This window comes from Burkholderia sp. b14 (genome assembly GCF_900156195.1).
Lineage (GTDB): Bacteria > Pseudomonadota > Gammaproteobacteria > Burkholderiales > Burkholderiaceae > Mycetohabitans.
This window is the reverse complement of the sequence record NZ_FTPJ01000003.1, coordinates 809,110-822,206: the sequence shown is the minus strand read 5'-3', so window position 1 is coordinate 822,206 and position 13,097 is coordinate 809,110. Positions and strand designations below refer to the sequence as shown.

Annotated in this window: 14 protein-coding genes; 11 read left to right on the top strand and 3 right to left on the bottom strand. The window is 63.7% G+C overall.

The features are described from left to right. Positions 1 to 160: 160 nt before the first annotated feature. The 10 genes from B0B13_RS08070 (at position 161) to B0B13_RS08025 (ending at position 9,114) form a co-directional block, all read left to right on the top strand. Positions 161 to 988 (top strand): ferritin-like domain-containing protein, encoded by an 828-nt coding sequence (locus tag B0B13_RS08070; RefSeq protein WP_076795576.1) that lies wholly within the window; start codon positions 161 to 163, stop codon positions 986 to 988. A 121-nt stretch (positions 989 to 1,109) separates the two neighbouring features. After that, the gene (locus B0B13_RS08065; protein WP_076795574.1) at positions 1,110 to 1,994 is read left to right on the top strand and encodes an alpha/beta fold hydrolase; all 885 of its coding nucleotides are present in this window, start codon (positions 1,110 to 1,112) and stop codon (positions 1,992 to 1,994) included. Between the two features lie 88 nt (positions 1,995 to 2,082). Then, positions 2,083 to 2,913: a 3',5'-nucleoside bisphosphate phosphatase gene (locus B0B13_RS08060; RefSeq protein ID WP_076795572.1), complete on the top strand. Its 831-nt coding sequence runs from the start codon at positions 2,083 to 2,085 to the stop codon at positions 2,911 to 2,913. A 7-nt stretch (positions 2,914 to 2,920) separates the two neighbouring features. After that, positions 2,921 to 3,550 (top strand): L-threonylcarbamoyladenylate synthase, encoded by a 630-nt coding sequence (locus B0B13_RS08055; protein WP_076786731.1) that lies wholly within the window; start codon positions 2,921 to 2,923, stop codon positions 3,548 to 3,550. Between the two features lie 72 nt (positions 3,551 to 3,622). Beyond that, positions 3,623 to 4,291, top strand: a complete 669-nt coding sequence (locus B0B13_RS08050; RefSeq protein ID WP_076786733.1) for a site-2 protease family protein — start codon at positions 3,623 to 3,625, stop codon at positions 4,289 to 4,291. Positions 4,292 to 4,343: 52 nt separating this feature from the next. Further along, on the top strand, positions 4,344 to 5,546 hold the full coding sequence (locus tag B0B13_RS08045; protein WP_076786735.1) for a tryptophan--tRNA ligase: 1,203 nt from the start codon (positions 4,344 to 4,346) through the stop codon (positions 5,544 to 5,546). After that, a complete protein-coding gene (locus B0B13_RS08040) occupies positions 5,546 to 6,166 on the top strand; it encodes a class I SAM-dependent methyltransferase (protein WP_076786737.1) in 621 nt (206 codons plus the stop codon). The genes B0B13_RS08045 and B0B13_RS08040 overlap by 1 nt, the downstream gene beginning before the upstream one ends. A 23-nt stretch (positions 6,167 to 6,189) precedes the next feature. Next, positions 6,190 to 7,092 carry a 4-hydroxy-tetrahydrodipicolinate synthase gene (gene dapA, locus B0B13_RS08035; protein ID WP_076786739.1) on the top strand — a complete coding sequence of 301 codons (903 nt, stop codon included), beginning with the start codon at positions 6,190 to 6,192 and terminating at the stop codon, positions 7,090 to 7,092. Between the two features lie 65 nt (positions 7,093 to 7,157). Then, positions 7,158 to 8,300 (top strand): NlpB/DapX family lipoprotein, encoded by a 1,143-nt coding sequence (gene bamC / locus B0B13_RS08030; RefSeq protein WP_076795569.1) that lies wholly within the window; start codon positions 7,158 to 7,160, stop codon positions 8,298 to 8,300. 37 nt (positions 8,301 to 8,337) lie between these two features. After that, entirely contained in the window at positions 8,338 to 9,114 is a 777-nt protein-coding gene (locus B0B13_RS08025) for an MBL fold metallo-hydrolase (protein ID WP_076786741.1), read from the top strand. A gap of 88 nt (positions 9,115 to 9,202) precedes the next feature. On the opposite strand, the gene B0B13_RS08020 is transcribed toward B0B13_RS08025, so the two are convergent. Next, positions 9,203 to 9,436 (bottom strand): hypothetical protein, encoded by a 234-nt coding sequence (locus B0B13_RS08020; RefSeq protein WP_076797222.1) that lies wholly within the window; start codon positions 9,434 to 9,436, stop codon positions 9,203 to 9,205. A gap of 231 nt (positions 9,437 to 9,667) precedes the next feature. Then, entirely contained in the window at positions 9,668 to 10,930 is a 1,263-nt protein-coding gene (locus tag B0B13_RS08015; RefSeq protein WP_083703684.1) for a cupin domain-containing protein, read from the bottom strand. A gap of 32 nt (positions 10,931 to 10,962) precedes the next feature. Here B0B13_RS08015 and B0B13_RS08010 point away from each other — a divergent pair, with 32 nt between their 5' ends. Continuing rightward, on the top strand, positions 10,963 to 11,526 hold the full coding sequence (locus B0B13_RS08010; RefSeq protein ID WP_076786747.1) for an FKBP-type peptidyl-prolyl cis-trans isomerase: 564 nt from the start codon (positions 10,963 to 10,965) through the stop codon (positions 11,524 to 11,526). A 59-nt stretch (positions 11,527 to 11,585) separates the two neighbouring features. On the opposite strand, the gene B0B13_RS08005 is transcribed toward B0B13_RS08010, so the two are convergent. Further along, on the bottom strand, positions 11,586 to 13,097 hold the full coding sequence (locus B0B13_RS08005; RefSeq protein WP_076795564.1) for a hypothetical protein: 1,512 nt from the start codon (positions 13,095 to 13,097) through the stop codon (positions 11,586 to 11,588).

Here is a 13,097-nt window from a genome sequence, read left to right as displayed (position 1 = left end):
GCCAGACAATCCGTGACGCGCGAGCGCGCCGGTAAAATGCATGCTACGGGACATTGCCCAAAGCGATATTGTACCGGCGCGTCAGCGGCGGCGTCCGGGCTGTGCGTGGCCCGTTACCGCGGTTGCCATCTGAGCGCCGCCAGCATGAGGAAACATCAATATGGTCGAGTCGCTCGTTCAGCCGTGCTTGCGCCAGCGTGCACTGGAGACGCTCCTGCTCACCGATCCGCGCCGCAAGGTCGATGCAGTGACTGCGCTCGGCGCGCATTGGCGCTCGGGCGGGGTTGTCATCGATGCGAATCGCACGCTCGGCGAGCCGCCGGGCGTACCGGGCCGCCCGGCGCGTCCGCAGCGCGTCGCGCCCGAGCGCCTAGAGCGGCGCAGCATGCATACGGAGCAAGGACGAGCGGCGCTGCTGCACGCGCTGGCGCATATCGAATTCAACGCGATCAATCTCGCACTTGATGCGGTCTGGCGATTTCCGGCGTTGCCCGAGGCGTTCTATCGCGACTGGTTGACCGTGGCCGAAGAGGAAGCGTATCACTTCACGCTGTTGTCTGATCATCTGGGCACGCTCGGGTATGTGTACGGGGACTTTCCGGCGCACGACGGACTGTGGGAGATGGCCGAGCGCACGCGTGCGGACGTGCTCGCGCGTATCGCGCTGGTGCCGCGCACGCTGGAGGCACGCGGACTCGATGCGTCGCCGCCGATTCGCCGCAAGCTCGAGCAGGCTGGCGACCTTGCCGCCGCGCGCATCCTCGACATCATTCTGCGAGACGAGATTGGGCATGTGCGGATCGGCAACCATTGGTTCCGCTGGTTGTGCGAGCGCGCCGGCATCGCGCCGCTGTCCACCTACGCCCGGCTTGCGCGCGAGTATCGCGCGCCGCGGCTGAAGGGCCCATTCAATGTCGATGCACGTCGCGCGGCGGGCTTTGACGACGCGGAGCTTGCCGCGCTGAACCATCCCGACGCGCTTTTGTGACATGAGCCGAGCCGACGCGTGACGGAGCGGGACAGCATGACGCCACGTGAGTCAGTATCATGATGCGCCGCAGTGTAGGCGTCGCTATAATCGAACGACCATTCTTTTTCGAGGCGGTCAGATGAATGCTTCAACCTCCGAGTTCTTCACAGTGCGCGGCGTGAATCTGCATGTGCGTTGCTGGGGCCCGGATGATGCGCCGGTGTTGTTCATGCTGCACGGCTGGATGGACGTATCGGCATCGTTCCAGTTTGTCGTCGACGCGCTAAGCGGGAACTGGCGCGTGATTGCACCCGACGCACGGGGATTCGGATTGTCGGACTGGCCCGTGCAGCAGCACGGCGGCGGACATTATGGGTTCCATGACTACCTGGCGGATCTTGACGCGTTGCTGGATTGGTACGCTTCTGAAAGGCCGGTGAACCTGGTCGGCCATAGCATGGGGGCGAATCTGGCTTGCCTGTACGCCGGTGTGCGGCCGCACCGGGTGCGTCGCGTCGTGGACCTGGAGGGGTTCGGCCTGCCGGCGTCCAATCCCGCCCATGCTGGCGCGCGTATCGAGCATTGGCTCGATGAATTACGTCAGCCGCCCACACTGAAGACCTATGCGTCATTGGCTGAGGTGGCGGCACGGCTGACCAAGACTAACCCGCGCCTGGCGCCGTCGCGTGCCGCATTCCTGGCGATACACTGGTCGCGCCAGCGCACGGATGGGCGCTTCGAGTTGCTGGCGGATCCCGCGCACAAGCTGCGGGGGCCGCTGCCGTACCGCCTCGACGAGGTGATGGCGGTGTGGGCGCGCGTGAGCGCGAAGGTGTTGCATGTCGAGGCTGTCGATTCGCCGACATTGCACGCGCTGGCCGGCGATGTGCCGATCTCGGTGTTCAAGGCGCGGTTCCGGGCATTCACGCATTGGCAGCAGAAGACGATCGCGGACGCGGGGCATATGCTGCATCATGACCAGCCGGAGCAGGTGGCGGCGTTGATCGACGCGTTTTGCGCCTGATCCGTCACGGCGCTGCACCATGGCGCGCGGTGGCGCGGACCGCTGCGCCGCGCTTGCAGTAGAATGGTCGGACCTGCCGTGAACAACCATGAATGCTGATCTACATTGCCACTCGACCCTTTCTGACGGACGCCTGCCGCCCGCCGACGTTGCGCGCCGCGCGGCTGACGGCGGCGTGCAGTTGTGGGCGCTGACCGACCACGACGAGGTGCGCGGCATCGCGCAGGCGCGCGCGGCCGCCGCGGCGCTGCAAATGCGCTATGTGACGGGTGTCGAGATTTCGGTGACGTGGGCGTCGCGTACTATCCACGTGGTGGGGCTGGGCATCGATGAAGGCAACCGCGCGCTGGTCGATGGGCTGGCGGTGACGCGCAGTGGCCGGCAGGCAAGGGCGGTCGAGATCGGCCGGCGGCTCGCTGAGGTCGGCATCGATCACGCGTACGAAGGCGCGCTGCGCTATGTATCGAATCCGGACTTGATCTCGCGCACACACTTTGCGCGCTTTCTCGTCGACGCGGGCTATGCGGTGTCCACCGCCGACGTATTCACCCGTTACCTTGCTGAGAGCAAGCCGGGGTATGTGCCACATCGCTGGGCCACGCTCGAGGATGCAATGGGATGGATTCTCGGGGCGGGCGGCGTGGCAGTGCTCGCGCATCCGGGGCGCTACCAGTACACGCCGTTAGAATTTGACACATTGCTCTCGACGTTCAAGCAACTCGGTGGCGAGGCGATCGAGGTGGTGACCGGCAGCCATACGCCGGACCAGTACCGCGAATATGCGCAAGTGGCACGGCGCTTCGGCTTGCAGGCCTCGCGCGGTTCCGATTTCCATGCGCCTAGCGACGGCGCAACCGAGCTCGGCATTCTGCCGCCCTTGCCGTCGGACCTGACGCCGGTGTGGACCCGCTGGCTCTAACCGATCAATGTCCCAATACTTCCGCATCCACCCGGACAACCCGCAACCAAGGCTGATCAAACAGGCCGCGCAGATCATCGACGGCGGCGGCGTTGTCGCGCTGCCGACCGATTCGAGCTATGCGCTTGCCTGCCATCTCGACGACAAGGCTGCCGTCGAGCAGTTGCGACGCATCCGCGGTCTTGACGAGCGCCGGCATTTGTCGCTGATGGTACGCGACCTGTCCGAATTGGCGACGTTCGCGATGGTAGACAACCGGCAGTATCGTCTGATCAAGTCCGTCACGCCGGGCCCCTATGTGTTCATCTTGCAGGCGACCAAAGAAGTGCCGCGGCGCCTGTCACATCCGTCGCGTAAGACCATCGGGCTGCGCATGCCGGATCACGCGATCACACTGGCGCTGCTCGAGGCGCTTGGGCAGCCGGTGATCGCGTCAACGTTGACCTTGCCCGGCGACGATGAGCCGCAGAACGAACCCGAAGCGATCCGCGCGCGGCTGGAAAAACAACTCGATCTCGTGATCGACGGGGGGGCGTGCGCGGCCGAGCCGTCGACCGTAATCGACTTGAGCGGGGATGAGCCAATGCTCGTGCGGGTTGGCTGCGGCCCGTTGGAGCCTTTCGGGCTCGTCCGGTGAGCCCTGGCCGGTACGGCGTGCGGCACCTCGCGTGCGCGCAGCTGGCTATCGGCGCCTTGTTACAATAGCGCGATGGACTCTCTCGTACAGACAATCTTGGTCAGCGCGTTGCCGCTGCTCTTCGCGATCACGTTGCATGAAGCGGCGCATGGTATTGTTGCCCGCCGCTTCGGTGACAATACCGCGTACCTCATGGGGCGTATCTCACTCAATCCGATGCGTCACATCGATCCGATGGGTACGATCTTGATCCCGCTGATGATGTTGTTTGCGACCAGCGGTGCGTTCATCTTCGGCTATGCGAAACCGGTGCCAGTCGATTTTGGTCGCTTGCGTAATCCTCGCTGGGATAGCCTTTGGGTCGCGCTCGCGGGTCCCGCATGCAACCTGCTGCAAGCGCTCGCGTGGGCCTGTATTGCGATCGGACTGCGCGGCTTCGGCGTCGAGGAGCCGTTTTTTGTGCGCATGGCGTCAGCCGGCGTCGCGGTGAACCTGGTGCTATGCGCGCTGAACCTGTTTCCGCTGTTGCCGCTCGATGGGGGCCGTGTGCTCGCCGCGCTGTTGCCGGTGCGCGCCGCGTACCGCTTCGCGAAGATCGAGCCTTACGGCTTTTTCATCGTGATGGCGCTGGTGATGACGCGTGTACTCGATACATTGTGGCTGCGTCCGCTGGTGAACGTGGGCTACGATGTTGTGTTCGGCCTATTGCGTCCGATCGTTTCTTTGTTCAGCCACGTCTGAGCGGGCATTGGCCAGACTCCAACGATTTCCTCACATTCGACCTCTCGATACCATGTTCCCCGACCGTATCTTCTCCGGCATGCGCCCGACCGGCTCACTGCACCTTGGCCATTACCACGGTGTGCTGAAGAACTGGATCAAGCTGCAATCCGAGTATCCGTGCTTTTTCTGCGTGGTCGACCTGCATGCACTGACGACGCACTATGAAACACCGGATGTGATCGAGAACAATGTGTGGGAAGTGCTAATCGACTGGCTTGCGTCCGGCATTGACCCGGCGCAGGCCACGCTGTTCATTCAGAGCCGCGTGCAGGAGCACGCGGAGTTGTCACTGCTGCTGGGCATGAGCACGCCGCTTGGCTGGCTCGAGCGAGTGCCCACCTACAAAGAGCAGATCGAGAAGCTGCGCGACAAGGATTTGGGCACGTACGGTTTTCTCGGCTATCCGGTGCTGATGGCCGCGGATATCCTGCTGTACCGCGCGTCGCTGGTGCCGGTGGGCGAGGACCAGGTGCCGCACGTGGAAATGACGCGTGAGATCGCACGCCGCTTCAACTACCTATATGGGCGCGAACCGGGCTTTGAGGACAAGGCCAACGAGGCAGCGCGCAAACTCGGCGGCAAGCGCTCCAAGCTGTACCATGAGTTGCGCAATGCTTATCAGCAGGAGGGCGACGAAGAGGCGCTGGAGCAGGCGCGCGCGCTGCTGCAGGAGTCGCAAAGCCTGTCGATGAGTGACCGTGAGCGGCTGTTTGGCTATCTTGAAGGCTCGCGCAAGATCATTCTGGTTGAGCCGCAGGTACTGCTGACCGAGGCATCGCGGATGCCGGGGCTCGATGGACAGAAGATGTCCAAGTCGTACGGCAATACGATCGGGCTGCGGGAAGACAAGGTGTCGATCGAGAAAAAGGTCCGCACGATGCCGACCGACCCGGCGCGCGTGCGCCGCAGCGATCCGGGCGATCCGGACAAATGCCCGGTATGGCAGTTGCACCAGGTCTATACGGATCAACCGACGCACGAATGGGTGCAGCGCGGTTGCCGCAGCGCCGGGATCGGCTGCTTAGAGTGTAAGCAGCCGGTGATCGAGGGCATTCTGCGCGAGCAGCAGCCGATGCTCGAGCGGGCACAGAAGTATATGGACGATCCGTCACTGCTGCGCGCGATCGTCGCGGACGGCTGCGACAAGGCGCGCAAATTGGCTCATGAGACGATGCGCGACGTGCGCGAGGCAATGGGGCTGTCGTACAGTTGATGGCGATCTGCGCTGCCTCCGAGTGGATCCGCCGATGGGCCCATCTGGTGCCGCGTGATGGCACTGTGCTCGACGTGGCGTGCGGCAGTGGCCGGCATGTGCGCTGGTTTGCCCAGCGCGGCCATCCGGTCGTCGCGCTGGATCGCGATGCGCAGGCGTTGGCCGCGCTGGCCGAATTGCCGACAGTGCGCATCGTGCATGCCGACCTGGAGCCGAATGAGGATAGCGCGGCATGGCCCTTCGAGGCGCACCAGCGCTTCGCGGCTGTCGTCGTCACGCAGTATCTGCACCGCCCACTGTTCGATAACTTGACCGAGGCGCTGGCGCCGGGTGGCGTGCTGCTGTACGAGACGTTCGCGCAGGGCCACGAAACGTTGGGGCGGCCCTCGAACCCGCGCTTCCTATTACGCTCGGGCGAGCTGCTGGAAGTGGCGCGGCACGCCGCGTTGCGCGTCGTTGCGTTTGAGGACGGCTTTGTTGCCGGGCCCAAGCCCGCGTTCGTGCAGCGGCTGTGCGCCGCTCGAGAAAGCGGCAGTGACGTGCGTGACCGCGAAACGGGGTCCTATGACGGGCCAACGAGATACGATTTGCCCGGTCAATCCGCTACAATCCCAGTTTAACGATTGATTTTTCAGACAGTTTCATGAGCCAAGCAATGCAAGCCACACCCATTGGCGGCAGCATCCCGGCGATTGTCACGCCGATGCTGGAGGACGGGGCGCTGGATCTTCCGGCGCTGCGCGCGCTGATCGACTGGCATATCGAAGAGGGCAGCGATGCGCTGGTTGTGGTCGGCACAAGCGGCGAGTCGGCGACGGTATCGGTCGAGGAGCATGTGTTGCTGGTCAAGACGGCGGTCGAGCATGCGGCGCGCCGCATCCCGATTATCGCCGGCGCGGGCGGCAACTCGACTGCCGAAGCGATCGAGTTGACCCGGGCGGCCAAGGAGGTCGGCGCCGACGCGTCGCTACAGGTTGTGCCGTACTACAACAAGCCGACGCAGGAAGGGATGTACCGGCATTTCAGGTCGATCGCTGAGGCGGTAGACCTGCCGGTGATCTTGTACAATGTGCCAGGCCGTACCGTCGCCGATATGAGCAACGAGACGATCCTGCGGCTTGCTCAAGTGCCGGGCATTGCGGGTGTGAAGGATGCGACCGGCAATATCGATCGTGCGGCGCATTTGATCAACGCAGCACCGGCCGATTTCTCGATTTTCAGCGGTGACGATCCGACCGCGATCGCATTGATGCTGCTGGGCGGACACGGCAATATTTCGGTGACGGCCAACGTGGCGCCGCGCGCGATGAGTGAGCTATGCCGCGCCGCGATCGCCGGTGATGCAAAGACCGCGCGGGCCATCCATCTGAAGCTGTTGTCTTTACACAAGCACCTGTTTGCTGAGTCAAACCCGATCCCGGTCAAGTGGGCATTGCAGCAGATGGGCAAAATCCGCGGCGGCATTCGCCTGCCGCTGACACCGCTGGCCGATCAACATCATGAAACGGTACGCGCCGCGCTGCGCGACGCGGGGTTGACCGATTAAGCGTGCCCTGCCGGGACGACGGCACGGCCGGACCAGCAGGTTTCATTCGCATCACGAAGGATTTCATGGAACGTTTTGATTTCTCCGCGCGCGGGTTGCGCGTGACGGTATGGGCGGTCGCTGTGTTGTCGCTGGCAGGTTGTGACACGCTCAATGACGCGCTTGCTCCGGATCGCGTCGACTACCAGAACGCGACTTCCGCGCCGCGGCTCGAGGTGCCGGCGGATTTGAAGGCTGCGCCGCTGGACCAGCGTTATGTTGCTCCGTCCACGACTGCGGGTCTGGGCGGGCAGCCGATGCGGGCCACGACGCCGGCCGGCAATACGACCGAGGGCGTGCCCACCGCGCAGGATCCCTATGGGATGCACGTGGAGCAGGACGGCACACGCCGCTGGTTGGTAGTCAACGGGCGTACGCCGGACGAGTTGTGGCCTCAGCTCAAGGCGTTCTGGAAGCAGAGCGGCTTCGTGTTGAAGACGGATTCGCCGGCAACGGGAATCATCGAGACAGACTGGGCCGAAAACCGCGCAAAGATCCCAGGCGACTGGTTCCGCAACTCGGTGGGCAAACTGTTGGACTTCGTGTACTCGTCGGGCACACGCGATCGTTTCCGTATGCTGGTCGAGCGCAATGCGAACAGCAACGCTACTGTGATCACAATATCGCACACCGCTAGGGAGGAAGTGCTAACCGGACGGGACCAGACGTCGTCGCGCTGGGTCGAGCGGCCGCGTGATCCGAAGCTGGAGGCGGCGATCTATGCGCAACTGATGCAGAAGTTTGGGCTGACCGACAAGCAAGCCCAGCAGTTGATTGACGGCGCGCGGCACACCGGCCCGAAGGTGGAGGTGGCGATTGGCAGCGCAGGCGCATCGACGATCGACTTGGCCGAGTCGTTCGACCGTGCGTGGTGGCGCGTCGGCCTGGCGCTCGATCGCACGAACTTTGCCGTCGATAACCGCGATCGTGAGCGCGGCCTCTATTACGTCCGTTTCAATGATCCTGTGCAGGAGATTAAGCGGGAGGGACTGCTTGGCAAGCTGATCTATGGCGGCAAACCGAATGCCATCGGCAAGGTGTACCGGGTTAACGTGCGCCCGAAGGGCGACGGCGCCACGCAGGTCGTGGTGATTGACTCGAGCGGCCAGCTCGATACGTCCAGCGATGCGCAGCGGCTGCTGGCGGCCTTGCATCAGCAGCTCAATTGAGCCCGTCCGGATTGCAACCTACTGATTGTGTGATACTGTGCGTTTTGCGAGCTTAGGCAGCGGTAGCGACGGCAATTCGTTGCTCGTCGAGGCGCAAGACGGCACCACGACGACTCGCGTGCTGCTCGATTGCGGGTTTTCCGCGCGCGAACTCGAGCGGCGGCTCGCCCGCTTAGACGTCACGCTTGATGCGTTGCACGCGATCGTCATCACGCACGAGCACGCCGACCACATCGGCAGTGCGCTGACCGTTGCCCGGCGGGCGTCGATTCCGCTCTACATGAGCTGGGGCACGGCGCTGGCGGTCGGCGCAGACGATGCGCGGGGTGTCGAATGGCGAGTGTTGTGGGCCGGGGAGACGGTTGGCATCGGCGACCTGGAATGGCTGCCGTATACTGTGCCGCATGACGCGCGCGAGCCGCTGCAGTTCGTGTTCGGCGATGGTCAGCACCGCGTTGGCGTGCTCACTGACGTGGGCACGTCAACGCCGCATATTATCCAGACGCTGGATGGCTGCGACGGCTTGGTACTGGAATGTAACCACGACGTGCGCATGCTCGCGCAAAGCCGCTATCCACCCTCGCTGAAAGCCCGAGTCGGCGGCACGCACGGACACTTGAACAATGACGAGGCGGCGGCGATCCTGGCGGCAATCGACCGCTCGAAGCTACGCTGCATTGTCGCGGCCCACCTGTCACAGCAGAACAATCTACCCGAGCTGGCGCGCGATGCACTGGCCGCGGTCCTCGGTGCGTCCTCGGCTGAGGTGATTGTCGCGACACAAGATGACGGATTCGGCTGGCAAGCGCTTTGAGTGCGGCGCGTGTGCCGCTGTTGTGTGGCGACGCGGCGTTGAGACCAAAAAAACCGGCCCGCAGGCCGGTTTTTTTCGCTGACGGCAATTACTGGCTTGCGCCCGAAGCCGCGGCAGCAGCCGAAGCCGCGTCGATCGCAGCAGCCGCAGCGCCCGAAGCAGCGTCGACGGCCGCAGCAGCAGCGCCCGAAGCGGCAGCGGCCGCGTCCGAAGCAGCAGCAGCGTCGCTCGCAGCAGCCGGGCCTGCGCTTTCGTCCTTCTTGCCGCAAGCCGCCAGAGCCATCACTGCCAACAGAGATGCTACGAGGAGGGATTTCTTCATGATCACGTCCTTTTATGGTTACAGGTAAGCAACAGCGCGAATAATACCGGTATTGTGTGCTTCAACACCCACCTATGGCCGCTGGTGGGTCGCATGCTTGTCGCATCCCTCTCACCTACGGCTTGGGCAGGAATTATAGGCACTTTCATATCGACCGTCGATAAATCTAGGGCCGGTTCGTTGTCTTTTCCAGACAAAATCTCACATCGCGGAATACCGAAGGTCAGCCGCCTATGGCCCGCCAATCCGTATCCAGCCCGCACGATACCATTCGTACAACAGCTGTGTCATGGACGAATGGTGAGAGAGTGTTACAAATTTTTTCCCCGGAAGAGCTCGCTGATCGGCTAACGTGGTAATGGTTCTGCGCAAGCTTCGTATCAGCGTTGCTGATTCCCCGTTCAAGTAATAGCGCGTATCGTCGTACAGCAAAATCGTTTTCGGATCGAGCTCGATGCCGTTTTCGATGATGCGCGAAACAAACGCATGACGCGACAGTGCGCGCACAGGTGGATCAAAAAAAACACTCGACTTCGGGTCACTCAGGTAGCTGCCGACAAATTCCGCGATGTCCGCACGCGACCAACGCATCCGCTCGACCAGTTCCACGACGTGGTCGACCAGCGCCGGGGGCAGCGCGGCCGGATGCTCGCTCACGGGCGGCTGATTCGGATCCGCATAGCGGCGCGATGTGCCACGTGCCTGCGCCGCGCGTTCAGCCGCATGATACAGGAATTGCTCAGATAGCTCGCCGTCAAGTGGCGCGCGAAAGCCGATTGAACAGGTCATGCACTCGCCCAGCGCGATGCCATCGTGCGCGATGTGCGGCGGCAGATAAAGCATGTCACCCGGCTCAAGAATCCAGTCCTCGCTTGGCTCAAAATGCTGCAGCACTTTCAGCGGCAAGCCCGGGCGCAGCGAAAGGTCCCGCTGCGCGCCGATACGCCAGCGGCGCCGGCCGTGCAGCTGAAGCAAGAACACGTCGTACGAGTCGAAATGCGGTCCTACGCCACCGCCATCGGTCGCATACGAAATCATCACATCGTCCAGCCGCGCATCCGGCAGGAAGCGAAACTGGCTCATCAGCGCGTGCGCGGCCGGCACGTGCAGGTTCACGCCCTGCACGAGCAGCGTCCAGTGACGCTGACGCGTGGACGGCAAGCGTTCGAATGGCCCATGTTCGAGCTGCCAGCGCATCTCGCCGCGCAACGCACGCTGCCGGATCACGCGCGACTCGACATCGTCACGTTGCGCGAGGTCAAATAGGCACTGCCGGGTGACCGAGGAATGGATGTCGAGCAGCGCCTGTCGAACCAGCAATGGCTTTTTCTGCCAGTAGCGGCGCATGAACTGTGCCGGTGTCAGGCCGCCCAGCAGTGGGGTTGGCACGTCGGGGTGGGGCGGGGCGACAAATGCGGACGAGGTCGCCGATATACGCGTCGAAACGGCGCGCGACAACATCCGCGGCGCCGGTGGGGAAGGCCGCACAGGCATCGTATAATGGAGCTTGTATTCTGGAGAGTCGAATGAAAATCGCGAAGAACACCGTCGTTTCTGTCGCCTACAAGCTGTCGGATGCACAGGGCAACCTGATCGAGGAAAGCGACGAACCGATGGTCTATCTGCACGGCGGCTATGATGGCACGTTCCCGAAGATCGAGGAAGTGCTAGAAGGCCAAGAGGCGGGATTTTCGACGCAGATCCAGCTCGAGCCCGTCGACGCGTTCGGCGACTACGATCCTGAACTGGTCAAGATCGAGCCTCGAGACCGCTTTCCTGAGCCGCTCGAAGTCGGCATGCAGTTCGAGGGGACGCCCGAAGGCGGGGACGACGAGGTCGATACGCTGATCTACACGGTGACGGATCTCGCCGAGGACAAGGTTGTGCTCGATGGCAATCATCCGTTGGCCGGTATGGCTTTGCGCTTTTCGTTGACGGTCAGGGACGTGCGCGAGGCCACTGCCGATGAGGTCGAGCACGAGCACGCGCATGGCGCCGATGGGCTCGAAGTCATCGATGTGGACGAGGACGACGGCCAGGACGTTGACGGCGCGTCTCCGGCGGCCGGCAAGTCGCCGACGCTGCATTGACTGTCGAGCGTTTGCCTCGGTGCGAGGCGGGCCGTCAGCCGGCCAGCGCCCTGACACGCCTAAGGGCGGAGGGAGGCGGGATCGAATTGCGGCGCGTCGGCTGACGTGTGTCCTGACGGCTCGGTGTGGGGCCGGACAGCGCGCGTATCGGCCGGCATGTCGTCATTTGATGAGTCAGCTGGCGCCGCACCGGATGTTGGCACGGTCGGCGGATCACGCGGCGTCGGTGCGCGCTGCGCAGGTGCTGGCCAGAGTCCGATGGGCGGCGTCGTGGTTCCGCCCGGCACCCATAGCCCGTTAGCCGGCGCCGTGGTTCCGCCCGGCATCCATAACCCGTTAGCTGGCGTCGTGGTTCCGCCCGGCAGCCATAGTCCGTTGGCCGGCGCGGTATCCGGTCTTCGCTCGGGTGTGGCGGTTGCAGCGCCCGACGGCTGCGCCGCCGCGGTGGCGCCAACGTCGCTGGGTGACAATGCCGTGCCCGGCGGGCTGGATGCGGACGGTATTGACGCGAACCGAGCTGCATCGGGCCATGCACGTTCGTTGACGTGGAACACCGGCCAAGGCGTCGGTTCGACCCGGATATCGAGCCACCGTGGATCACGGTCAGTTCGCGCGATCGCGATTCGGGTGAAGTTCTTGACACGCTCGCCACGGTCATCGTGCAATGGCTGGTCGATTCGCACGCGCGGCAACGTGTCACGGCTCGCGCCGTGAATCAGTATGACCGTGCCGCTGAAGCTGCGCGACAGCTCGACCAGCGTCCGTTTAAACTCAACGTACCCGTCGCGCGGCAAGCGGCGACCCCATCTCAGCCAAGTAAAGCGCTCGCGTTGCTCATAGCGCTCAAAGTTGGGATCGGCGTCGATCAATACGCCGATCGCCTTGAGCTTGCGGCGCTTTGCATATTCCCCAGCGTGCCGCAGCCAGAACGCATTGGCGACCGCCCGATCCTCGAATTCGCCGTTGCGTCCGCCGGCACTCGAATAATGATTGTTGCCGTCTGGCACGTTCAGTGTCACGAAGGCGATACCACCGGTTTCCCAGCGTAGATTCTCGCGATACTGTCGGAAGCGCGGCAGGTCGCTTTGCCGTACCACGTGCATCGCCCTGCTGCCGAGCGAGTACGGCTGGTCGAAGAACGTTTGACGCACAAAGTCGAGTCGCTCGACCGAATCAAAGCCCCCGGCAAACTTGCTGTCGCAGTCTTCCCAGTCGTGGCGGCCCAGTATGACGACGAGGGGCACTGCGGACGTGTCGAGCAGCGTGCGGCGCGCGGCGAACAGCGCGTCGTCGCACGGCTCGCCCGGCCGGCGCAGCGCGCCGTCCCATACCGCGAATTGCAGCTTCGGGGTGCGCCGCAGCATGTCGAGTAGCGCCCGTGTGGCCGTATCGCTCGACGGCGACGGCGGCAGGCCTGCGATCACGGCGAAGCGCACGCCATCGACCGCGGGCGCAACACGAGGAGCCGCCTGTGCGCCCGGCCCGCGCACAGCAAGCAGCACAACTAACGCGGACGCGAGCGTGCACATCGCCACCGCCGTGCAGCGCTTTCGCGCGTGATGGGGGGGCAT

Excerpts from the sequence above, each read along its gene's own strand:
- B0B13_RS08005 (WP_076795564.1), bottom strand. The coding sequence starts at position 13,097 with ATGCCCCCCCATCACGCGCGAAAGCGCTGCACGGCGGTGGCGATGTGC.
- B0B13_RS08010 (WP_076786747.1), top strand. The coding sequence starts at position 10,963 with ATGAAAATCGCGAAGAACACCGTCGTTTCTGTCGCCTACAAGCTGTCG.
- B0B13_RS08070 (WP_076795576.1), top strand. The coding sequence starts at position 161 with ATGGTCGAGTCGCTCGTTCAGCCGTGCTTGCGCCAGCGTGCACTGGAG.
- B0B13_RS08040 (WP_076786737.1), top strand. The coding sequence starts at position 5,546 with ATGGCGATCTGCGCTGCCTCCGAGTGGATCCGCCGATGGGCCCATCTG.
- B0B13_RS08045 (WP_076786735.1), top strand. The coding sequence starts at position 4,344 with ATGTTCCCCGACCGTATCTTCTCCGGCATGCGCCCGACCGGCTCACTG.
- bamC (WP_076795569.1), top strand. The coding sequence starts at position 7,158 with ATGGAACGTTTTGATTTCTCCGCGCGCGGGTTGCGCGTGACGGTATGG.
- B0B13_RS08055 (WP_076786731.1), top strand. The coding sequence starts at position 2,921 with ATGTCCCAATACTTCCGCATCCACCCGGACAACCCGCAACCAAGGCTG.
- B0B13_RS08050 (WP_076786733.1), top strand. The coding sequence starts at position 3,623 with ATGGACTCTCTCGTACAGACAATCTTGGTCAGCGCGTTGCCGCTGCTC.
- B0B13_RS08015 (WP_083703684.1), bottom strand. The coding sequence starts at position 10,930 with ATGCCTGTGCGGCCTTCCCCACCGGCGCCGCGGATGTTGTCGCGCGCC.
- dapA (WP_076786739.1), top strand. The coding sequence starts at position 6,190 with ATGAGCCAAGCAATGCAAGCCACACCCATTGGCGGCAGCATCCCGGCG.
- B0B13_RS08060 (WP_076795572.1), top strand. The coding sequence starts at position 2,083 with ATGAATGCTGATCTACATTGCCACTCGACCCTTTCTGACGGACGCCTG.
- B0B13_RS08020 (WP_076797222.1), bottom strand. The coding sequence starts at position 9,436 with ATGAAGAAATCCCTCCTCGTAGCATCTCTGTTGGCAGTGATGGCTCTG.
- B0B13_RS08065 (WP_076795574.1), top strand. The coding sequence starts at position 1,110 with ATGAATGCTTCAACCTCCGAGTTCTTCACAGTGCGCGGCGTGAATCTG.